The 21,323-nt window shown below is 42.0% G+C and carries 16 protein-coding genes and 1 pseudogene; 7 read left to right on the forward strand and 10 right to left on the reverse strand.

Annotated elements, in window-relative coordinates:
• Positions 1-168: 168 nt before the first annotated feature.
• Positions 169-1,320, reverse strand: a complete 1,152-nt coding sequence (locus ABMY41_RS10575; protein WP_217874695.1) for a chorismate mutase — start codon at positions 1,318-1,320, stop codon at positions 169-171.
• A gap of 334 nt (positions 1,321-1,654) precedes the next feature.
• Here ABMY41_RS10575 and ABMY41_RS10580 point away from each other — a divergent pair, with 334 nt between their 5' ends.
• Positions 1,655-4,654: an EAL domain-containing protein gene (locus ABMY41_RS10580; protein ID WP_349274641.1), complete on the forward strand. Its 3,000-nt coding sequence runs from the start codon at positions 1,655-1,657 to the stop codon at positions 4,652-4,654.
• 30 nt (positions 4,655-4,684) lie between these two features.
• Here the strand turns inward: ABMY41_RS10580 and ABMY41_RS10585 are convergent, their stop codons facing one another.
• Positions 4,685-5,014, reverse strand: a complete 330-nt coding sequence (locus ABMY41_RS10585; RefSeq protein WP_058586369.1) for a translation initiation factor — start codon at positions 5,012-5,014, stop codon at positions 4,685-4,687.
• 133 nt (positions 5,015-5,147) lie between these two features.
• Here ABMY41_RS10585 and ABMY41_RS10590 point away from each other — a divergent pair, with 133 nt between their 5' ends.
• The 4 genes from ABMY41_RS10590 (at position 5,148) to ABMY41_RS10605 (ending at position 9,092) form a co-directional block, all read left to right on the forward strand.
• Positions 5,148-5,453 carry an STAS domain-containing protein gene (locus ABMY41_RS10590; RefSeq protein WP_054562148.1) on the forward strand — a complete coding sequence of 102 codons (306 nt, stop codon included), beginning with the start codon at positions 5,148-5,150 and terminating at the stop codon, positions 5,451-5,453.
• Positions 5,453-7,123 (forward strand): fused response regulator/phosphatase, encoded by a 1,671-nt coding sequence (locus ABMY41_RS10595; RefSeq protein ID WP_349274642.1) that lies wholly within the window; start codon positions 5,453-5,455, stop codon positions 7,121-7,123. Before ABMY41_RS10590 ends, ABMY41_RS10595 begins: the two co-directional genes overlap by 1 nt.
• A gap of 45 nt (positions 7,124-7,168) precedes the next feature.
• Positions 7,169-7,828 (forward strand): GAF domain-containing protein, encoded by a 660-nt coding sequence (locus ABMY41_RS10600; RefSeq protein WP_054562146.1) that lies wholly within the window; start codon positions 7,169-7,171, stop codon positions 7,826-7,828.
• Between the two features lie 73 nt (positions 7,829-7,901).
• On the forward strand, positions 7,902-9,092 hold the full coding sequence (locus tag ABMY41_RS10605) for an amino acid aminotransferase (protein ID WP_054553227.1): 1,191 nt from the start codon (positions 7,902-7,904) through the stop codon (positions 9,090-9,092).
• A gap of 77 nt (positions 9,093-9,169) precedes the next feature.
• Here ABMY41_RS10605 and ABMY41_RS10610 read toward each other — a convergent pair whose 3' ends face one another.
• The 8 genes and pseudogenes from ABMY41_RS10610 to ABMY41_RS10645 form a co-directional block, all read right to left on the reverse strand.
• Complete coding sequence (locus ABMY41_RS10610; RefSeq protein WP_130166661.1) at positions 9,170-9,919, reverse strand: DUF3379 family protein; 750 nt, start codon at positions 9,917-9,919, stop codon at positions 9,170-9,172.
• Positions 9,919-10,467: pseudogene (locus ABMY41_RS10615) on the reverse strand (sigma-70 family RNA polymerase sigma factor); the annotation flags it as partial. The pseudogene ABMY41_RS10615 and the gene ABMY41_RS10610, both read right to left, overlap by 1 nt.
• Positions 10,468-10,544: 77 nt before the next feature.
• Positions 10,545-12,194 (reverse strand): BatD family protein, encoded by a 1,650-nt coding sequence (locus tag ABMY41_RS10620; protein ID WP_289097187.1) that lies wholly within the window; start codon positions 12,192-12,194, stop codon positions 10,545-10,547.
• On the reverse strand, positions 12,188-14,065 hold the full coding sequence (locus ABMY41_RS10625) for a VWA domain-containing protein (RefSeq protein ID WP_349274643.1): 1,878 nt from the start codon (positions 14,063-14,065) through the stop codon (positions 12,188-12,190). Before ABMY41_RS10625 ends, ABMY41_RS10620 begins: the two co-directional genes overlap by 7 nt.
• A 1-nt stretch (position 14,066) precedes the next feature.
• Positions 14,067-15,053 (reverse strand): VWA domain-containing protein, encoded by a 987-nt coding sequence (locus tag ABMY41_RS10630; RefSeq protein ID WP_269408076.1) that lies wholly within the window; start codon positions 15,051-15,053, stop codon positions 14,067-14,069.
• Positions 15,046-15,486, reverse strand: a complete 441-nt coding sequence (locus tag ABMY41_RS10635; RefSeq protein ID WP_349274644.1) for a DUF4381 domain-containing protein — start codon at positions 15,484-15,486, stop codon at positions 15,046-15,048. The genes ABMY41_RS10630 and ABMY41_RS10635 overlap by 8 nt, the downstream gene beginning before the upstream one ends.
• Positions 15,487-15,488: 2 nt before the next feature.
• Positions 15,489-16,433, reverse strand: coding sequence for a DUF58 domain-containing protein (locus ABMY41_RS10640; protein ID WP_058586362.1), 945 nt, complete (start codon positions 16,431-16,433; stop codon positions 15,489-15,491).
• Positions 16,434-16,436: 3 nt separating this feature from the next.
• Complete coding sequence (locus ABMY41_RS10645; protein WP_055020720.1) at positions 16,437-17,393, reverse strand: MoxR family ATPase; 957 nt, start codon at positions 17,391-17,393, stop codon at positions 16,437-16,439.
• 336 nt (positions 17,394-17,729) lie between these two features.
• Here ABMY41_RS10645 and fadI point away from each other — a divergent pair, with 336 nt between their 5' ends.
• The gene (fadI, locus tag ABMY41_RS10650; RefSeq protein ID WP_054553218.1) at positions 17,730-19,040 is read left to right on the forward strand and encodes an acetyl-CoA C-acyltransferase FadI; all 1,311 of its coding nucleotides are present in this window, start codon (positions 17,730-17,732) and stop codon (positions 19,038-19,040) included.
• On the forward strand, positions 19,040-21,265 hold the full coding sequence (fadJ, locus tag ABMY41_RS10655; RefSeq protein ID WP_349274645.1) for a fatty acid oxidation complex subunit alpha FadJ: 2,226 nt from the start codon (positions 19,040-19,042) through the stop codon (positions 21,263-21,265). The genes fadI and fadJ overlap by 1 nt, the downstream gene beginning before the upstream one ends.
• The last annotated feature ends 58 nt before the right edge of the window (positions 21,266-21,323 follow it).

Consider the following 21,323-nt stretch of genomic DNA (forward strand, 5'->3'; position numbering starts at 1 on the left):
TACGCTGAGACTATTTAAACTGCCACCAAGAAGAGAAGATAGGCGATACCCAAGAGCGATAAAGCCTAAGCCATCAAAGTACCCACATAAAAAAAGAAATGCCAGTCAGCTTAACTGACTGGCATTGGCCAACCAGCTCCTTTTCATTAATCATATCTAGGCTGCTTATTAAACACTAACAGCTTGCAAAGACTCACTTTGATAACAGCCTAATACACGTGTGTACTGGGTGTGTTCTTTTAGCTCTTCAAGCGCTTGCTTAACATGCGAGTCATCAAGGTTTGCTTCAAGGTCAACATAAAACACCTCTTCCCATGGGTTTCCTGGTACTGGACGAGATTCCAATTTTACCAGGTTAATTTGATGTTGTTTAAAAATCATCAAGGCATCAGCCAATGAACCCGCTTGTTGTTTGGTGGCCATAATTAAACTAGTTTTTGTTGGAATTTGCTTAGATACTTGCAACGGGTTACGCGCGACGACAATGAAGCGGCTATGGTTTTCGCTTTGGTTTGCAAGGCCAGACTTAACGACTTCTAAACCTACATTTTTACCTGCTTGTGCTGAGCCGATAGCGGCGCTGTTTGTAGTTTCAACCGCTGATTGTAATGCATGGAAGGTTGAGTCACAGGTTTCATGTTGAATATCACCTAAACCCTGAATGAAGCGGCTACATTGAGCAAAAGGCTGTGGGTGAGCAAAGATTTTATTAATGTGAGAAAGCTCAGTACCTGGCATTGCTAATAAACAGTGCTCAACGCTGTGAGTGACCTCACCGACAATTGATACTTGTGCATGTTGTAATAAATCGAACACTTCATTGATACTACCTGAGCTGGTGTTTTCAATTGGCAGTAAGCCGAAATCAGCTTGGCCACTTTCAACTTTGCCAGTGATTTGATCAAAGCTCGAACAGCCCATCTCAATCAGCTTACCTGGGCGACGGCTAAAATATTTATGGCAGGCTAATTGGCTATAAGAGCCTTGACCACCTAAGTAAGCAACACGATGACTTTCGCTCATTGCTTCAGGGTTTAGATTCTTTTGTAGCATTGCTTGTTGATTCAAAACAGAATCTTCAAGAATAGTTTGGAACACATTATTGATGTAGTACGCATCTAGACCTAGCGACTTACCATAATTAATAAGCTTTTCGAGTAATGCTTGTTCGCGGGCTTCATCGCGAATTGGTTTGTTATTTGCAATTTTATATTCAACTACGCTGTGGCTAATACGGCGTCTTTTAGCCAGTAACACCAATAAGTCGGAATCTATTTCATTAATATCGTGTCGTAACGCATTTAATGTATCAATGCTCATGTTGGTTTCCTCATTCCAAAACAGTGCACAAACAAAAAAGCCTCCCAAGTGGGAGGCTTTAGCTATTCGGTGAATTTATCTCGCAAACAGTTAAGCCTCCTCTATCTAAAGAAGCTAAAAAACGAAAAATAAGTGCGAGAGATAATTTGTTTCATTGAACTAATGTAAAAACACTTGTATGTAAAGTCAACTGCCTATTGCAGCTAATTTAGAAAACATCGGTGTTTACTCAGAAAATTCATTTATATTTATAAAAAATTTATAAATATAAAAATGAATCTGGTATATTTGTTTTTGCACAATAAATAATAACAATTATTAATAAGGTAGTCCTGTGGTGTATCGACGACCGCCATCACGTTTTGGTGTGAATTCATTAAGTATGAAATTGTCGCTGCTGATCTCTGCGATTTGTTTGATTGCAGGTATATGTGCTGCGGCTTTGATGCTTAAATCTGAAGAAAAACAGCTTGTGTTTGAAGAGCACGAACTTTTAAAGCACTCTAGTGAACGCTTGAGTCGTCAATTTAACCGCTTGATCAAAACCAAAATCAATATTGCTGAGCAGGCGAATAACGTCGTAAGCAGCCAACTCCTTCACAACGAATCGCATTTACAAAGTAAACGCAGCGCAGAACTCAAATTTGCCCTCGATGGCAGTATCCGTAGTACCTCAGAAGATGGCTTATCGGCTGCGTTTCTCCCTCAAGATAAATATTCTGAATTTTATAAACAGCTTATAAATGATTCTGAATCGCTATGGAAAATCGTTTCACCGACCTTAATTCAAGATTTCTTTAATTTTTACCTTGTCACCAAAGATAACTTTATTCGAATCGCGCCACCAAACTGGGCACTCAATGTACCTGGTGACTTTGATTTTACTAAAGGCGAAACCTTCAATTACGCTCAGGCTGCAACTAACCCAAGCCGAGAAGCGGTGTGGTCAAAAGTGTATTACGATACTATTTGGCATAAGTGGGTGGTGAGTGTGCTTGTGCCAATCTACCTTGATAACGATTTTTTTGGTGTCACGGGCAGTGATATCGCGCTTGAAACCTTATTGGCACAGCTACCTATCGGTGACCGTGAGCAGCATCTGTTAGTGTTTGATGCAAAAGGTCAGCTGTTAGCTCACCCTGATTTAGATAAAACCACGCTTGAGCAATATGGTCGTGAAGGTAAAAAGTTACTCACCGAAGATTTTGTAAACCCTGATCTGCAAAAACTAGTGTCTGAAACCGTTCGTTTAAAGTTACCTGAGTCGGCAAATTCATTCGTACAAGATGGCGAAACTCACATTATCAATATTCGTAAAGTCGAGAATCTAAATTGGTATATTGGAATTTATAAAAAACGTTCGTCGGCACTTTCTGCGCTAGAAGAGTTAAAAGTAAAATTCTTTGGCTTGTTTATCTTGTACGCTATTTTAGTTGCTTTGTTATTGCATCAAGCACTTTATCAATTAGTACTGCGTCGCATTCATTCGTTGGTTAATGCGGTAGTTAGTTTTGGCAAGGGGCAATTACAAACTGAGTTTCCAAAGGCTAATAAAGATGAAATTGGCACGCTAAATGGCTCGTTTAGAGACATGGCTATTGAAATTCGTAAGTTGATTGATGGCTTAAACCAGCGCATTAGCGAAAAAGAAATAGCTGAAAAAGCGGCGAATCGTTTATCTAAAGCTGTGGCTTTCTCTGGTACCGGTGTGGTGATCACCAATCAAGATTTTGAGATCAAATACGTGAATCCGAAAATGGTTGAAATGACCGGTTTTGAGGAGTGTCACTTTATTGGCTCGCCGCTGCTGAATATCATTTCACAAGAAATGGCGATTTTAGTCGATGATATTGATATCGATTTGCGTAGCCGTAATTATTGGCGCGGGGATACCTTATTACAAGGGAATGAACGCCAATCAGTTTGGGTTTCGTTAAGTATTTCACCAATTCGTGAAGATGGTGGTGAGATCACCAGTTACGTGGCATCAGCTCAAGATATTTCGTTTGTAAAAGAAAGCCAGCGTAAAATGGAGCAATTGGCTTACTTTGATACCTTAACTGGGCTTGCTAACCGTACTTTCTTCAGAATGCAGCTGCGTAAATCAATGGCACTGGCTGAACGTGGTCATTATGCATTTGCCTTATTCTATTTTGACTTAGATGAATTTAAACGTATCAACGATACACTAGGGCATGATGCAGGGGATCAGTTATTAGTTGAAGTGGCTAACCGTTTGAAAAAGCGTTTGCGTACGGAAGATACAATAGCGCGTTTAGGCGGCGATGAATTCGCGGTATTATTAAGTGGTATTGAGCATCAAACACATGCAATGGAAGTGGCAAATACGATTCAGCGCACACTTAATGAGCCAATCAAATTAGGTAACAATGAAGTGATCATCAGTGCCAGTATTGGTATCACAATGGCACCATTTGATAGCCAAGAAGAAGATCAGCTACTTAAACATGCCGACCTTGCGATGTATGAAGCAAAAGCGAAAGGGCGTAATACTTTCCACTTCTATAGCCAAGAGCTTAATGCTGCAGCAAACGAGCGCTTATTCATTGAAAATGAGCTTCGTACTGGTATTCGCGAAGGGCAGTTTAGGGTTTATTATCAGCCACAAGTTGATTGTAGAAATAACCAAGTGGTTGGCTACGAAGCACTTATTCGTTGGTTCCACCCTAATGAAGGGATGATCCCACCAACTAAGTTTATTCCCATTGCAGAAGCAACCGGCTTAATAGTTGAGTTAGGTGCGTGGATCTTGCAAGAAGCGTGTGAGTTTGCAGCACGTTTAGCTAGCCAAGATTTAAAGAATAATATTTCAATCAACTTGTCGGCACGTCAATTTAAAGATGCCAACTTGGTGTCGACACTGGGTAAGATCATCAAACAAACAGGAGTTGAGCCTAAACGCTTACACCTTGAGCTAACAGAAAGTATGTTGATGGGGCATGTTGAAGCAGCCATTTTACAACTGCATCAGTTAAAAGCCTTGGGCGTATCAATTTCAATCGATGACTTTGGTACTGGCTATTCTTCACTGAGTTACCTAAAACGTTTCCCTGTGGATATTTTGAAAGTTGATCGCTCGTTTGTGAAAGATATTCCACAAGACAGTAATGATATGGAAATTACCGCTGCGATTATTGCTATGGCACAAAAGCTAAAGCTTAACGTTGTTGCCGAAGGAGTGGAAACTATCGAGCAGATTGAGTTTTTACAAAACAACAACTGTTATATTGTGCAAGGTTACTACTATAGTAAGCCTATCCCTGAAGATGAGTTGCCTGCACTTTATGAACAGCTCAACTCGTTGAATTCATAAAATACAGAACGCAAAAAAAGGGGGGGGTGATTAGCCCCCTGCAATTTTAACTTTAAACTTTAGTCCTTCGAGAATCGCTTTTAGCTTATCTCTGTCATCACCTTGAACTTCGATGATACCGTCTTTTACTGCACCACCTTGGCCCATTTTACTTTTAATGGTTTTGGCTAATTTTTTTAAGTCGTGCTGCTCGCTGTCGATACCAACAACTAACATCACGCCCTTACCTTTGCGTCCTTTGGTTTGACGTTCAATGCGTAAAAAGCCGTCTTTAAAAACTTTACCTTGGCTTGGTTTACTTTCTTTAGGTTGCTCAATGCGACCCGTTGCAGTTGAATAAACTAGATTATTATCGCTCATGGTAGATCTCGTTATAGAAGCTTGGCTAAATGATAACAAATTTCATCCTAAGTGTTTTAATTTTTGGCTTATTTGTTTTAAGCGGTTATATTTAGTTAAGTATCAGGAAAGATTTGTTTATTAGGAGTTTATTATGAGTTTAACGCGCAGCACTTCTGCTGATGGCGCTATATTAACTGTACAAATCAAAGGAAAATTTGATTTTAATTTGGTGCAATCTTTTCGTCAGGCGTATGCCGATCTCAACGACAATATCGATAAAGTGGTCATAGACCTTAGAGAAACAGATTACATGGACAGCTCAGCGTTAGGCATGTTGCTGAACATGAAAAAAAACCTAACAGGCAAAGTTGAAACAATTCAAATTAGTAACTGCCAACCGCAACTGAAAAAAATCCTGCAAATCTCACGTTTTGATAAAAAGTTCGATATTGATTGATGCTTAATATTCTGGTTGTAGACGATCTTGCCTTAAATCGTCGCTTATTAACCGTGATGTTAGAGCAGCAGGGCTACCGTGTTTATACCGCTGAGAACGGTCTTGTTGCTTTAAATTTGCTTGAAGAACACACCATTGATATTGTGTTACTCGATGTCATTATGCCTGTGATGGACGGCTTTGAAACCGCCGCGATTATCAAAGAGCGCTTTAGCCAAGTTTACTTACCGATTATTTTTATTACCTCATTAGAAGACGAAGCGAGCTTTGAGCGTTGCTTATCGGTTGGTGGTGATGACTTTTTGCATAAGCCGTTTCAAGAAGTGATTCTTAACGCGAAAATTAAAGCGCATAGCCGGATCCGTAATTTAAGCCAAAAGGCAAGAGAGCAAAATCTACAACTTGAATATCATCAAAATCAAGTCGACCGCGAACATGAAATAGTCGAACATATTTTTAATAATGCTCTTGAGAACCAACAGTCTTTTCCTACGCATTTAGATTTTCATTTATCGCCTGCGGCTATGTTTAATGGCGATATGTTTTTGGTCGCACAAAGCCCATTAGGTAGCTTATATTGCATGCTTGGTGATTTTACTGGTCATGGTTTAGCCGCTGCAGTCGGAGCTCTCCCTGCTTCAAGAGTATTTTATACCATGGTGAGTAAGGGCATGTCGGTGAGTGATATTGCCGCAGAAATCAATTCAGTATTAGGTAAGTTATTACCAGGCCACATGTTTTGTGCTGCAACCATCATAGAGCTTAGCAGTACCGGAAAAAGTATCTCGGCATGGCTGGGGGGCTTACCCGATACCTATATCATCAACCAAAGCGGTGAAGTTATTCGTACCCTTGAATCTCAACACATGGCACTGGGTATTTTAGAAGAAGATGAATTCGAACGTGCACTTATTCATATTGAAGTAGAGGACACATGCCGTATTGTCATGGCAACCGATGGTATCATTGAAACAACGAGTCCACATGACGAGTATTTTGGTGAGCATCGCTTTAAAAAAGTGCTCGCTTCAAAACCTGCTATTTCTACTGAGCAAGTACTTGAACGAGTCAATAAATTTGCTCGTGGGAATAAACAACAAGACGACTTGAGCTTAGTATTATTAAATTGCTTAGCCATGAGTGAGCCTGAGCAAAAGTCTGAGCCGCTATCCGCATTACCTTTTAACTTTTCATTGAGCCTAAATTCAAAGCAAATCAAAAGCACCGATCCGGTACTGGAAGTCGTTGATGTAATAAGCAAAGTAGCAGGCTTAAACGCACATCGCGCTAATATCTTTTTGATACTCTCAGAGGCCTACAATAATGCCTTAGACCACGGCGTGTTAGGCCTCGACTCAGAGGTAAAAAATCAAGAAGATGGCTTTTTAATTTATTATCAGCAGCGTGAAGAGGCACTCGCAAATTTAACCGATGCCTTAATTATTATTGATATTCGTTATTGCCCAGAAGAACTTGCTTTATATTTTACTGTTTGCGACTCAGGAAATGGTTTTAGTAAAGAACAGGCAAATCAACAAAGCCTTGCAAGAGAGCATGGTAGAGGCTTGTGCTTGCTTGGGGAAGTAGCTTCAAAAGTGACCTTCAATAGTGCAGGCAACCAAGTCGAAATTTATTATCAATTAACAGCAAGCAGTACTAGCTCACACTAAAATCGCATGTTATCATTCTGGCATTATAGATGTTTGGATGGCTAAATGATTTCTAACTACTTATCGACAGCTCAGCTTAAATTACCAGAAAATTTGGTTGCTGAGCAATTATCAAACCTTGAACATTATCTTGCAGAGTCAGCTTTACCAGCTGTACGTTGGGAGTATCAAATTCCTGAGCTAGGCGAGGGTGGTGCGTGTAGCTTGTTTGGCTACTTACAAGATGAACCATTCAAGTTAAATGATTATGTTGCCGATGATGCTACCAATACTGAAAAACTGGCTAAGCTGCAACAAATTATCGATTTTGTTGTTGCCCAAACTCACGTTGATTGGTTTGGTATTTATCAAGCGACAGAGACTAATGAAGGTTCTCAGTTATTAAAGCTGGTTTATCATGGTGCACCGAGCCGTCCATTATTCCCGCTAACTGAAGCATTTGCTAAAGGCAGTAACAATGTTCAAGTTGCGCTTTCTAAACAAGGGCGTGTGATCAATAACGTAGCCGATTACCTTGCACAAGGTGGTGAGTATTATACTTGCGACCCGAAGGTGAAAGCCGAGACTTGTTTACCATTATTATCAGACAAAAATGAATGCTTAGGTATTATAGATGCAGAAGCATTTAATAATGATTTCTTTGATCAGCAAACCCTTGCATTACTTGTGGCTTGTTGTATTAAAATTCCTCAACTCTTGGTCTAATTTAACTAGTAATCAGGCTGGGTTTTTATGTTAAGCTAGTGGCAACGCTAACCCCTATAAAAAGAGATAGTCAATGTTCTCAGAATTAAAACCATTACCAACAGATCCTATTCTTGGCCTAATGGCGGCCTTTAAACAAGATACAAACCCAAAGAAAATCGATTTGGGTGTAGGTGTTTATAAGGATGAGCAAGGCAATACGCCTGTATTAAAAGCGGTTAAAAAAGCGGAAGCGTTTCGTTTAGAAAACGAAACCAGTAAATCGTACATTGGCTTGGCAGGTAACCTAGATTACTGTCAAAAAATGGAAAACTTATTACTGGGTGAGCATCCAGCACTTTTAGCTAACCGTGTTCGCACTGCACAAGCACCAGGTGGTACAGGTGCATTACGTGTTGCAGCTGAATTCATCAAGCGTTGCAATAAAGATGCGACGGTATGGGTAACTACGCCAACGTGGGCAAACCACATCAGCTTATTTGAAGCGGCGGGCTTAACAGTAAAAGAATACCCTTACTACGATTACGAAAATAAAGACCTTTTATTTGATGACATGATTAATACCCTTAAGCAAGTGCCTAAAGGTGATGTTGTGTTATTCCACGCATGTTGTCACAACCCAAGCGGTATGGATTTAAATGCTGAGCAATGGAGCACGGTTGCTGATCTTGCTGTTGAAGTTGGTTTCACGCCACTGGTTGATATTGCTTACCAAGGTTTTGGTTCAAGCCTTGAAGAAGACGCAGCGGGTCTTCGTAAATTAGCAGCAGCGGTAGATGAGTTAATCATTTGTTCTTCTTGTTCGAAAAACTTCGGTTTATACCGCGAGCGTATCGGTGCATGTTCAATCATTGCTAAAGATGCAGCAACTGCTGATATCTCTAACTCTGTATTATTAAGTGTTGTACGTAGCATCTATTCAATGCCGCCTGCGCATGGTGCTGACATTGTAAGCACGATTTTAGGCAGCACTGAGCTGACGCAAATGTGGCATGACGAGCTTGATGAAATGCGTAATCGTATTAATGGTTTACGTACTTTAATCAAAGAAAGCTTAGCAGCGAAAGGCATTGAGCAAGACTTCTCATTTATTGACCGTCAAAATGGTATGTTCTCATTCCTAGGTATTAATAAAGAGCAAATCGAGCGCTTACAAAAAGAGTACTCAATCTACATTGTTGGTTCTAGCCGTGTAAACGTTGCTGGTATCAGTGATGCAAACATTGATTACTTTGCAAATGCAGTAGCAGACGTTTGTAAGTAACCTGCTTTATAGCGATAAAAAAACCGCAGTGACTGCGGTTTTTTTATGCCTGTAATATGTGTTACTACGAGTAGGTATTAATGCAGCCAGCGAATGGCGTCATTGATCATACTGTTGTAGCTATCAAGTGGAGCGCCAATACTCGCTATTAAGATAGTATCCGCTCGCTCACCACGGTTGATGTGGCCAGCGAAACGCTCATCATTGAAATCGTCAGAGCCAGTGCCAAATGGTTGCTCGTCAGAAGGCACAATGAATACCGTCATCGGGCCAAAATCAGACTCAAATACCAAGTGCAGACCTTTTTTGCCTTGAAAGTCACAAAACATTAAATAGGTTACTTTACCTGGTAGCTCATCTAAATGTCCGCCAATGGTGGCAAACTTTTCGTTCACATAGGCAAGGTCTATCGCTTCATGTTTATCTAGCGAGCCTATCTCATGGTATAGGTGCGCAAAGGCATGCTCACCCACGCTGTATAACGTATGTTGTTTGTTAGTGACAAAGAACACACTAATTGCTACTAAAAACGACGCTGCAGCGGCTAAATACAAGCGGTTAAAGGCAAAGCGCGACTTAGCCTCAATAATGGTGTCTAGCGGCTGCTCTGAAGGCGCTTCTTCTGCAGCATAGGTATTATCAATAATTCGCTTTGCTAAATTTTCAGGCACGGGGATGTTAAGCGCATTACTTAGTTCATCATCTAAAGCGCGCACATCATCAATAAACGCCTGTTTATCTTTGTCCTGCTCGGCAAACGCTTCAAGTTCCTTATCAATAGTGCTTGGCTCGGCGAGGATGCGGCGGCGAAACTCGAGTTCATCCATTAATTTGATGCTCCTCTAAGTAGATCATCATCACTGCTTAAAGCCTCTTTAAGCTGGTTTCTGGCACGGAAAAGTCGTGTCATGACAGTATTTTTATTTAAATCGAGGATTTGGGCGATTTCATCGCCAGAGCAACCCATTACTACTTGTAATAGCAATGGCTCTCGATACTCTTGTGATAACTTTCCTATTTGTCGTTGAATCACTGTTTGTTCCATTTCAGCATCAAGGGTTGTACTTTGTTCATCTACAAGGGTGTCGTTTTCAACATCGGCGTAATCAAATTGTTTACGTTCAAAGCGGCGTGCGTTCTCGCGGCGCAAAATAGTTAACAGCCAAGGTTTGACTGCTTGTTGATCTTGCAGTGAATCCAAGGCACGCCAAGCCCTCAGGAAGGTTTCCTGCACTAAGTCTTCAGCAATGTTCTGATCACGACACAACCAATACGCAAAGCGAAAAAGCTCACTGTGGTAGACATGAACCAGCGCTTCATATCGCTTTTGTTTTTCTGTCATAGTAACTAAGACCTGCCTATCAGAAAAAAACTTTCTGAGATTATTATTTTTTCTTAAAAAAACGGCTAATTCAAGATTAGCCGTTTATTTTCAACCTATTAGGTTAATTGTTAATCGTAAAGATTTTTTAATTCAGTCGCATTACTTGTCGATTTCGTTTGCTTTGCCGCTTGACTTAGCAAGCTGACGATTAAACTTAAATCAACCTGTTCATCTGCTGAACTATAAAGTTTAGTGCGTAATTTAGCAATTTCATCATTAAGTTGTGTATTTTTCAGCGATGCTAGTAAACACTCGATTGCTGCTGCATTTTTACCTGTCTGCTGTTTTGCATAAAGGTTCAACGCGTTATAAAACCCTGAGCTATTGTTTTGCTTTGCAAACTGCTTAAGCTCATTCAACGATACTGATGAACCACTGGTAGGTAATGCCTCTGCAGCCGACTGTTGAGGGCGCTTTTTAATGTAAAGCACTAAGGTGATTAACCAAAGCCCATAGCCGACAATTGCCACGATAATAAGCCACACAGGGGTCGTGACTTGCATAACGGTTTGTACATTAGTTGGTGTATCACTCAGCTCATTGGAGCTTGCGGTTTGCGGCTCTGCGATAGCAGGAGCTGTTGGTGTGAGTGGATTTGTACTTGGTACAACGGTTAATGTACGAGCTGGTATGGTCGCATAGCTAATACGATTGATTTTAGTATTAAACCAAGGCAGCTTGATTTCAGGCAATGTGTAAGTGCCCGGTGTTTGCGGTAATAAAGCATAAGAAGCCGTTTGTTGTGAGATAACACGGCCATCACGTACCAGATGATTACTCTCTTTTTCATCAGGGTAACTTCTAAAACCTTGCACCTGAGGCATATCGATATCAGGAAGTTGCTCTTTAGTAACCCCTAATGCAGTTAAGGTGATAGTTCGAGTGATCGGCGTGCCAACTTCAACGGTGTCGTCTTTTGGTTGCCATTGCTCATCAAGGTTAACCAGTTCGCTTGGTAGCCATGCACCTGTGTAGTTATCTGGAATTGGCTTGATTTCAACATCAACATCTTCGCCCATCGCTGACACAGCCATTTGGCGATAGTTTTGACGAATACGGCCGTTGAACACAGGTGCTGTAATAGTATTTACGCCACTTTTTTGTGGCTGCACTAAGTACTCACGGGTGATCACTAAATAGCGTTTGCCATCAATTAACTCATAGTCTTCAGATTGCTTGTTAATTGGGGTTAGCTCAGCGTTTTCCATTTCTGGCGTAGTTAAGTTGCCATCAAGCAATTCTTTGTTGTTGTCTAAATACAATTTAACCGTATAAACACCGGCTTCTTGCACGTATAAGCTACTTGGCTTGATGCTTGTTTTAATGAAGGCTTCTTTATTTTGCTCTGAGGTTTGACTGCGTTTAGCTACCGTTAGCTCAATCGGTTTTGAACTAACACCGGCTACAGTAAATGCAGGGATGGTATAAGTGCCTTCTTTGCGGGTCATCAGCTTTACAGACCAGTTAGTTTGCTTACTGATTTCACCATTAATAATATTAGTGCGCGAGCTGACACTGGTTGGCCCTACAACAAAGTCTTTTAATAGCACAGAAGTGTCTGGTTGTTCGCTGTTAATAGAGTCGTCTGCTGAGATGGTTAAAACAAAAAACTCACCGGCAAGGACAGGATTTTTATCAACACTTGCCTGTAGCTGGGTGGCAGCCCATAGCGGCGCTGCCGCGATTAGCAATAAACAACATAATAATCGCATTACCATGATTTTTCGGCTCCTCGTGGACGACGTTGGTAGTTTCGTTTTTGTGCTTCTAATTGCATTTTATTTCTTAATAAGATCGCAGGATCATCGGGAACTTTACGCAGCAGCTGGTTAAGTTGCTGGGCTTTTTCTTTCTCTTCATTGGTCAGTTCAGCAGCTTGTGCTTGCATAGCCTGTTGCTCTGCTTGCTGTTTAGCTTGTTCGTCGCTTTGCGATGGCTGTGGCTGGGCCTCTTGTTGCTCGGGAGCTTGCTCTGGCTGTTGTTCTCCAGATTGTGACGACGTGTCTGCTTGTGATTCCATTTCTGGTTTGTTTTGCTGGTCACTATTAGACTCGCTTTGCTCACCTTTTTGATCTGATTGCTCACCTTGCTCTGAAGGTTGTTGGCCATCTTGCTGCTCACTCTGCTCTGAGTTTTCACCTTGCTGTGAATTTTCACCCTGTTGCTTTTGCTGGTTATCTTGCTGGCCATCAGAGTTTTGTTGATCATTGTTTTGCTGTTGATCTTGTTGCTGCTGTTGTTGCTCTTGCTGCTGCAATAACTGTTCTACGAGGGCTTGGTTTTCTTTTGCCTCAGTGAAGTCATTTTTAAGCTGTTGGGCTTGCTTATAAGCTTCTATGGCTTGTTCTAGCTCACCGGCCTTAGCAAGGGCATTACCGTAGTTGTACAAACCCGTTGCAGATTTATCTTCACTAAACGCATCCATGGCCGCTTGGTAATTACCTTGCTGATAAAGAGCTGCGCCTTTTAATTGCGTGTTTTGTGCTTGGGCGGCTTGTTCAAATTGATTTTGCTGATAGGCATCAATTGCCCGTTGGTCTTGGTTCTTAAACACCTCAGGTAATTCAGCGGCGTAAACCTGTTGCTGAGGTAATAGCATAACAAACAAAAAGCCAACTACTAGGCTACTACGGCGAATTAAAAAGAGTGCTAACGGCAATAAAATAATCAGGCCGTAAATACCTGCATCAACTCGCCATAACGCTTGGCTTTGCTTCTCATCTTTGAGTACTTCAGCATTGGCAGTGGGGGCAAATGTTTGAATATCTTTATTACTGGTTTGATACAGTGCAAATTTGCCACCGCTATTACGTGCAAGCGCACTTAAGCGGCTGACATTAAGCGTCGGAATCACAATCTGCCCTTGTATGTCTTTTAAAAAGCCTCCTTCAGGTAGCTTAATCGGCGCACCTTGCTCTGTGCCAACTCCGTAGACATTTAAACGATAATTAGATTGAGCGGTAAAGCGGCTAATATCTTCTTGATCTAGGCTATCAACTCCATCGGTGACTAAAATAATATCACCATCTAAATAGCCAGCTTGTTTAAGTAAATCGTCGGCTTTTTCTAGGCCTTCAATAACATTCGAACCTTTGCTCGGCATGATATCAGGGCTTAGGCTTGGGATAAGGTTAGCCAAAGTGCTAGCGTCATTGGTTAGCGGCGAAATAGTAAATGCAGAGCCTGCATAAGCCACTAATGCCGTATCACCTTCTTTGAAAAGCTCAATCATATCAAGAGCTTTAAATCGAGCCTGCACTAATCGATTTGGTGCTATGTCGGTACTGAACATGGAGTACGACATGTCCATCACAATAACTCGCGCGTTCTTTGCTTGAAACACCGGGACTTGTTTCTTTTCAAAGCTTGGGCCTGCTGCAAAAACGATGGCTAATAGAGTAAATACAGCAACTAGCCAAAGCGGTTGGCTTTGTTTTTTATGATTGCCGCTCATTACAAACTGCGCCAAATGGGGGGCAATTAAATCAGCTGGGGCGCTTTTTTTGTTGCGTACCAACAGCACACTAAAAATAATCAGCGCGGGGATTAATAACCAAAGTAGGGCAGGGCGAATAAATTCAAAATCCATACTAGCTCTCCTGCTTAAATTGGCGAATAAAACTGACGAGCATTGCTAAGCTTATTAAGCCTAGCGCCACAAGCAGTGGAATATAAAACAATGAAATTTGTGGACGGAACGTTTGTTCATCGCTACTAATTGGCTCAAGCTTATCGAGCTCTTGGTAAATTTGCTGTAAACCAGCCACATCTTTTGCTCTAAAGTATAAGCCGCCGGTTTGCTCGGCAATACGCTTGAGTAGGCTTTCATCTAAGTTACCGCCACTCATACCACCCATATTAAATAGGCTGAAACCACGAGGGTTATCAGAGCCAACACCTATGGTATATACTTTAATGCCTTCTTCGCGGGCTAACAAGAGGGCATCTTCTGGGTCAAGGTTACCCGCGGTATTTTGACCATCGGTTAATAGTACTACGATACGGTTACTTTCATCTTTATTAGCGAAACGCTTCACCGATAAACCTAATGCATCACCAATGGCTGTTGCTCTACCTACTAGACCAATTTGTGCTTCACTGAGCATTTGGCTTACTGTTTTAACATCACGAGTAAGAGGCGTTTGTAAAAATGCGGTATCACCAAATAAGATAAGACCAAGGCGGTCACCTTGACGCTGTTCAATAAAGTCACTGAGTACAGCTTTTACCATGGTAAGCCTATCAACATATTGATTCTGGTAGGCCATATCTTGCTCTGTCATAGAGCCAGATAAATCCACCGCCAGCATAATATCGCGGCCTTCATTAGGCAGCGTGATAGGTTCATCAAGCCAAGTTGGGTTTGCAATAGCGACAACCAATAAAACCCATACTAGCCACTCGAGCAATGAGACTTTTCGGCTATGTTGCTGCACTGCTTGATTATTTAAGCCCAGCTTAGCAAAGCCAGGAATACGTAAACGTAACTGCCCTTGCTGCTTTAACGGCACAAAGCGGCTTAATAACCAAGGCAGAGGTAAAAGCACAAAACACCATGGCCAACTAAACTCAAACATTAATTGGCTCCTTGAGTTTAAAGTTGCTAATAGCACTGCGTAATTTAGCTGCAAGTTCAGCATTATTACTTTGTTGTTGATAAAGCGGCATCAATTCGTCGTAACTAAAGTTATCGCCACTTAGTTTCGATAAACTTTCAGACCACTTTGCCAAGGGCTGAGAAGCAAGCTGATTGCTGTAATAATGGCGAGTTAAGCGTTTTAAAATAATGTGTAGCTCTTGCGCGTCATCATCACTAAGGGTTTTACTTAACTTAATGGCTTGTCTTTTGGCTTTTTTAAATTGCTGGTTTTTATATAAAAGCACTAAGCCGATAATTAATAACGAACCAACTAAGGCAATGATCAGCCACCAAATTGGAGCAAGTGGCCACCATGCAACCTCGCTCGGTGCAATGACATCATGTAAGCCATCTAGCGGATTTTTTTGCATTGTTACTTTCTCACTAATTGCAGCTCAAGAGGAGTGGCTGCACTGAATGAAATTAAACTAAGCCCAGATTTTTGTAAGCGTTTTAATCTGTTAGAAAACGACTCTTCAGCTGACTTGGCAAAGCGCTCGCGAAATTGCTTATCCATTAGTGGTAAAGCAAGTTCTTGGCCATTCGCCGACACAGTCACCGTTTGTTTGAAAGCTGGTAATTGATGCTCGAACGGATCACTAATATGGCAGCCAATCAATTCACAGTGCCTGCTCAGCATTTCAAGTTGTTTGAAGCTGGCTTCATCAAGGGCACTAAAATCAGAAACGATATAAACCAAGCTTCCTGGTTTTGCTAAATGATTAAGGCGTTTAAGGTTTTCGCTAAATAAGCTGGTGGCTGTTTTATCGATATTAGTCAGAGCCTGGCTGTGAATATCACATAAGTTGTGACAAAGCTTTAACACTGCTTTTTCTCGAGAGGTCGGTTTTAATTCGTGATGACCTTGCTGATTAAACACCAAGCCACCAATGCGATCACCTCGTTGACACGCCGACCAAGCAACCAATGCGCTAATGTGCGCTGCTTGCACTGACTTCAACAGTAACTTTGAGCCAAACAGCATCGAGTTAGAAAAGTCGGTAAATACAAAAACAGGGCGTTCTTTTTCTTCTTGAAACAGCTTAGTGTGGGTTTCGCCAGTCCGTGCAGTAACACGCCAGTCGATAGAGCGTATGTCATCACCGGCTTGATAATGACGCACCTCGGCAAACTCCATACCACGCCCTTTATGAGGTGCAAGGTATTGCCCAGCTAAGCTGTTTTTGATTTTTACTTTGGGCGCAAGTTCTAGCAAGCGAGCTTTGGCTTTGTAATACATCAACTCTTTGAGTGATAAATTGACGCCTTGACTATGACTCGCTGCTAACCACGCCGCTGTATCAAATTGGCTCGACATAGCTTATGGCACTGCCACCAATTCTAAAATACGGCTGATCACATCGTCTTTACTGATGCCATCGGCCTGTGCTTCGTAACTTAAGATAATACGGTGACGCAATACATTATGCAGCACTGCTTGAATATCATCTGGGGCAACAAAGTCACGGCCTTCAAGCCAAGCATGCGCGCGGGCACACTTATCAAGGGCAATGGTTGCACGTGGGCTTGCGCCATATTCAATCCAGCGACCAAGTTGCTCATCAAGCTCAGCTGCTTCACGAGTGGCAACAATTAACTGTACTAGGTATTTCTCAAGCGGCTCAGCTAAATACAAACCTAATATCGCTTTACGGGCAGCAAATAGCTCACTTTGACTAATTTGTTGTGTCGTTGCCTGCATATCAGAAATAGCCTCGCCACGGGTTAGGCGTAGGATATCTAATTCGTGTTCAGCACCCGGATAATCAATGCTCAAATGCAATAAGAAGCGGTCAAGCTGAGCTTCAGGTAGTGGGTATGTGCCTTCTTGTTCTAGCGGGTTTTGGGTTGCCATAACCATAAATAGATCAGACAGTGGATAGGTGTTTTTACCAACCGTTACTTGGCGTTCAGCCATGGCTTCTAGTAGGGCTGATTGCACTTTAGCAGGAGCACGGTTAATTTCATCAGCCAAAATTAGGTTATGGAATAACGGGCCCTTTTCAAATACGAACTCACTGGTTTGCTGGCGATAAATATCGGTACCAGTTACATCTGCAGGTAATAAGTCTGGGGTAAATTGCACACGTTGGAAACTGCCTTCAACGCCTTTCGCTAAGGCATTGACTGCACGCGTTTTCGCAAGACCCGGAGGGCCTTCAACTAATAAGTGGCCATCTGCCAAAATTGCGATTAACAGTGCTTGAGTTAATTGTGGTTGGCCGATAATTTGCGTGTCTAGGTATGATTTTAATTGTGAAAATGCGTTAACTGCCATAATAAAGAGACTGTCCTAAAAGCGTGAGTCAAAAATTGTTTTTGTTATGCGCCAATGAGTTATATTCAGTACCGATAAATTCTCTGCGCGGTACCGTGGTGGGGCGCTATTAACAAGTTATAAGGATTCAAAAGTTATAACACAAGTGTTAGACACAAAATCCTCAAATAGTTCGTTATTTTTTAAGGATTTTTAGCCTACCATATAAATACGGTGTTTTTTTGTAAATAGGCCGAAAAAAGCCTATGGTTGAAAACTTACTATTGGCATTCGTACACGGGTTGTTTTAGAATCAGGAAAAACAAACAGGTCAGACCTGTCAGCGGGAGAGCATAAATGTCTGAGCAAAATATACTTAAAACAGCAAAAGGCGATCGTATCGCTATCGTTAGCGGCCTGCGAACGCCATTCGCAAAGCAAGCCACAGCATTCCATCATGTACCAGCCCTTGATATGGGTAAGTTAGTTGTCAACGAAATGCTTGAACGACTTAACTTTGATAAATCTGAAATTGACCAACTTGTATTTGGACAAGTAGTGCAAATGCCAGAAGCGCCAAACATTGCCCGTGAAATCGTATTAGGTACGGGTATGCCTGTTTCTGTTGATGCTTATTCTGTTTCGCGTGCGTGTGCGACAAGTTTCCAAGCCATTGCTAACGTAGCCGAGTCAATTATGGCAGGCTCAGTGCAAGTAGGTATCGCTGGTGGTGCTGACTCATCGTCTGTATTACCTATTGGTGTTAGTAAAAAATTAGCGGGTAGCCTTGTTGATTTAAACAAAGCACGAACGCTTGGTCAGCGATTAAAGATTTTTTCTAAACTACGTTTAAAAGATTTACTTCCTGTACCGCCAGCGGTCGCTGAGTACTCTACTGGCTTATCTATGGGTCAAACAGCAGAGCAAATGGCGAAAACACATAGCATCAGCCGTGAAGATCAAGATGCTTTAGCGCATCGTTCGCACACCCTTGCAAGTCAGGCGTGGGCTGATGGTAAACTTAAAGATGAAGTAATGACTGCCCATGTTGCACCTTATAAGAGCTTTATTGAGCAAGACAATAACATTCGTCATAACTCAACGGTTGAAGGCTACGCGAAATTAAAACCAGTATTTGACCGTCAACACGGCTCAGTTACCGCAGCTAACGCAACGCCATTAACTGATGGTGCCGCTGCGGTATTAATGATGAGCGAGAGTAAAGCAAAAGCATTGGGTTACGACATTCTAGGTTATGTACGCAGTTTTGCTTTCTCAGCAATTGGTGTACATGAAGATATGCTAATGGGTCCGGCGCACTCAACGCCAATTGCCCTAGATAGAGCAGGTATCACATTAGCTGATTTAGATTTAATCGAAATGCATGAAGCATTTGCAGCGCAAACACTTGCTAATATGAAGATGTTTGCGTCAGATAAATTTGCACAAGAAAAGCTAGGTCGCAGCAAAGCGATCGGCGAAATTAACATGGACAAGTTCAATGTATTAGGTGGCTCACTTGCATACGGTCACCCATTTGCGGCAACAGGTGCGCGCCTGATCACGCAAAGCTTACATGAACTTAATCGTCGCGGTGGCGGCTTAGCGCTTACGACTGCGTGTGCAGCGGGTGGCTTAGGCGCAGCCTTTGTATTGGAGAGTGCGTAATGACAGATTCAGTATTTAGTTTATCAGTGGCTGATGACGGCGTAGCCGTTGTAACCATTGATGTGCCGGGTGAGAAAATGAACACCCTGCGCAGCAGTTTTGCAGAAGATTTAAAAACCTTACTTAAAGACGCACAAGCGCAAGCAGTAAAAGGCATGGTATTTATCAGTGGTAAAAGCGATAACTTTATCGCCGGTGCTGATATTAAAATGCTTGATAGCGCCAATAGCCGTGAAGATGCATTAGCGTTAAGCGAAATGTGTCAGCAAGCATTTTTCGATATGAAAAAGCTGCCTTTCCCAACAGTGAGTGCTATTCATGGTGCGGCATTAGGGGGTGGTTTAGAGTTTGCTTTAGCCTGTGATTATCGCGTGTGTTCAGACAGCGATATCACTAAGCTTGGTTTGCCAGAAGTACAGTTAGGCTTATTACCTGGTGGTGGCGGTACTCAACGTTTACCTAAATTAGTTGGCTTGCAAAAAGCACTTGAGTGGATGCTTACCGGTAAGCAAGTGCGTGCTAAGCAAGCGAAGAAAACAGGCTTAGTAAATGACTGTGTACCACACAGTGTATTACTTGACGTTGCTAAAGAGTTTGCTCTGAAAGGTAAGGCGAAGGTTACTAAACCTAAGCTAGACCGTTTAAGTCAATTACTTGAGTCAAACCCATTTGGTCGCAATATTATTTTTAAAAAAGCACAAGAAAACGTGCTGAAGAAAACAGGCGGTCACTACCCAGCACCTTTAGCCATTATTAAAGCCGTTCGTGCAAGTGTTGAACTTGATCAGTTAAAAGCATACAAAACTGAAGCTGAAGGCTTTGCCACGCTGGTAATGAGTGATGAGTCAAAAGCATTACGCGGTATTTTCTTTGCAACCACTGAAATGAAAAAAGAGTGGCGTAATGATGATGCCCCAGCAATCGCTAAAGCGGCTGTATTAGGTGGCGGCCTCATGGGCGCGGGTATTGCCCATGTTAGTGCTGTAAAAGCGGGTGTTCCAGTGCGCATTAAAGATGTGGCTGAAAAGGGCATCAGCAATGCAATGAACTACAGCTATAAGATTTTAGATAAAAAGCAAAAGCGTCGTATTTTATCTAAAGCTGATCTACAACAAACCATGAACCGCATTACCGGTACCACCGATTACAGCGGCTTTAAACACATTGATATCGTTATCGAAGCCGTGTTTGAAGATCTTGCTTTAAAGCAAGGTATGGTGGCTGATGTAGAACGTGAGTGCCAAGGCAACACGATTTTTGCAAGTAATACCTCATCATTACCAATTGCACAAATTGCTGCTGATGCAGCACGCCCAGAAAATGTAATTGGTCTTCATTACTTCTCACCTGTTGAGAAAATGCCACTTGTTGAGATCATTCCACATGAAGGTACGTCTGAAGAGACTATCGCACGCGTTGTTAACTTTGCCCGTAAGCAAGGTAAAACACCAATTGTGGTTAAAGATATGGCTGGCTTCTATGTAAACCGTATCTTAGCGCCTTATGTAAATGAAGCGGCTAATTTACTGCTAGCAGGTGAGCCGATTGAAAAGATTGACCAAGCATTGGTTGAGTTTGGTTTCCCGGTAGGGCCTTTAGCGCTTCTTGATGAAGTAGGGATTGATATCGGTTCTAAAATTGCGCCAATCCTTGAAAAAGAATTGGGCGATCGCTTTAAAGCCCCAGATGCCTTTAATCGCTTAATCGATTCTAAGCGTTTAGGTCGTAAGACTGGCCGTGGTTTTTATCTTTACGACAAGAAAGATAAAAAAGTGGATGAGTCAGTATACGAGCTACTTGGTGTTACGCCATCACCTCGTTTAAACAAGAGCGAAATTGCTAAACGTTGTGTTGCGCAAATGCTAAACGAAGCGGTGCGCTGTTTAGATGATGGCATTATTGCAAGCCCGCGTGATGGTGATATTGGTGCTATTTTTGGTATTGGTTTCCCACCATTCTTAGGCGGTCCATTTAGCTATATGGATAAACTGGGTGCAGCACAAGTGAGCTCTGAAATGGCGACTTTTGCTAACTACAACCCAATTTTCACACCTTGCGATACGTTAAAAGCAATGGCTGAAAAAGGTGGTCGTTTTTACCAAGCAGAAAGCGAAGAGCCGGCAGTAGTTGAAGCTACGCCTGTCGATCCGGTTGAAGTAACCAAAGAAGTGGTTGAAGACGAGCAAGCGTCAGAAGATGCCGATACAGAAACGACTAAAAGCTAATTCTTTAAATTAGTTAATTTTAAAAGCCCTGCTCATTGAGCGGGGCTTTTTTCTTCTA

Origin of the sequence: Pseudoalteromonas sp. BZA4, from assembly GCF_040104395.1 — a bacterium.
Lineage (GTDB): Bacteria > Pseudomonadota > Gammaproteobacteria > Enterobacterales > Alteromonadaceae > Pseudoalteromonas.

What these genes read in the sequence shown, in the direction of transcription:
- ABMY41_RS10575 (WP_217874695.1), bottom strand. Translation starts at nt 1,320, where the DNA reads ATGAGCATTGATACATTAAATGCGTTACGACACGATATTAATGAAATA.
- ABMY41_RS10585 (WP_058586369.1), bottom strand. Translation starts at nt 5,014, where the DNA reads ATGAGCGATAATAATCTAGTTTATTCAACTGCAACGGGTCGCATTGAG.
- ABMY41_RS10590 (WP_054562148.1), top strand. Translation starts at nt 5,148, where the DNA reads ATGAGTTTAACGCGCAGCACTTCTGCTGATGGCGCTATATTAACTGTA.
- ABMY41_RS10595 (WP_349274642.1), top strand. Translation starts at nt 5,453, where the DNA reads ATGCTTAATATTCTGGTTGTAGACGATCTTGCCTTAAATCGTCGCTTA.
- ABMY41_RS10600 (WP_054562146.1), top strand. Translation starts at nt 7,169, where the DNA reads ATGATTTCTAACTACTTATCGACAGCTCAGCTTAAATTACCAGAAAAT.
- ABMY41_RS10605 (WP_054553227.1), top strand. Translation starts at nt 7,902, where the DNA reads ATGTTCTCAGAATTAAAACCATTACCAACAGATCCTATTCTTGGCCTA.
- ABMY41_RS10610 (WP_130166661.1), bottom strand. Translation starts at nt 9,919, where the DNA reads ATGGATGAACTCGAGTTTCGCCGCCGCATCCTCGCCGAGCCAAGCACT.
- ABMY41_RS10620 (WP_289097187.1), bottom strand. Translation starts at nt 12,194, where the DNA reads ATGGTAATGCGATTATTATGTTGTTTATTGCTAATCGCGGCAGCGCCG.
- ABMY41_RS10625 (WP_349274643.1), bottom strand. Translation starts at nt 14,065, where the DNA reads ATGGATTTTGAATTTATTCGCCCTGCCCTACTTTGGTTATTAATCCCC.
- ABMY41_RS10630 (WP_269408076.1), bottom strand. Translation starts at nt 15,053, where the DNA reads ATGTTTGAGTTTAGTTGGCCATGGTGTTTTGTGCTTTTACCTCTGCCT.
- ABMY41_RS10635 (WP_349274644.1), bottom strand. Translation starts at nt 15,486, where the DNA reads ATGCAAAAAAATCCGCTAGATGGCTTACATGATGTCATTGCACCGAGC.
- ABMY41_RS10640 (WP_058586362.1), bottom strand. Translation starts at nt 16,433, where the DNA reads ATGTCGAGCCAATTTGATACAGCGGCGTGGTTAGCAGCGAGTCATAGT.
- ABMY41_RS10645 (WP_055020720.1), bottom strand. Translation starts at nt 17,393, where the DNA reads ATGGCAGTTAACGCATTTTCACAATTAAAATCATACCTAGACACGCAA.
- fadI (WP_054553218.1), top strand. Translation starts at nt 17,730, where the DNA reads ATGTCTGAGCAAAATATACTTAAAACAGCAAAAGGCGATCGTATCGCT.
- fadJ (WP_349274645.1), top strand. Translation starts at nt 19,040, where the DNA reads ATGACAGATTCAGTATTTAGTTTATCAGTGGCTGATGACGGCGTAGCC.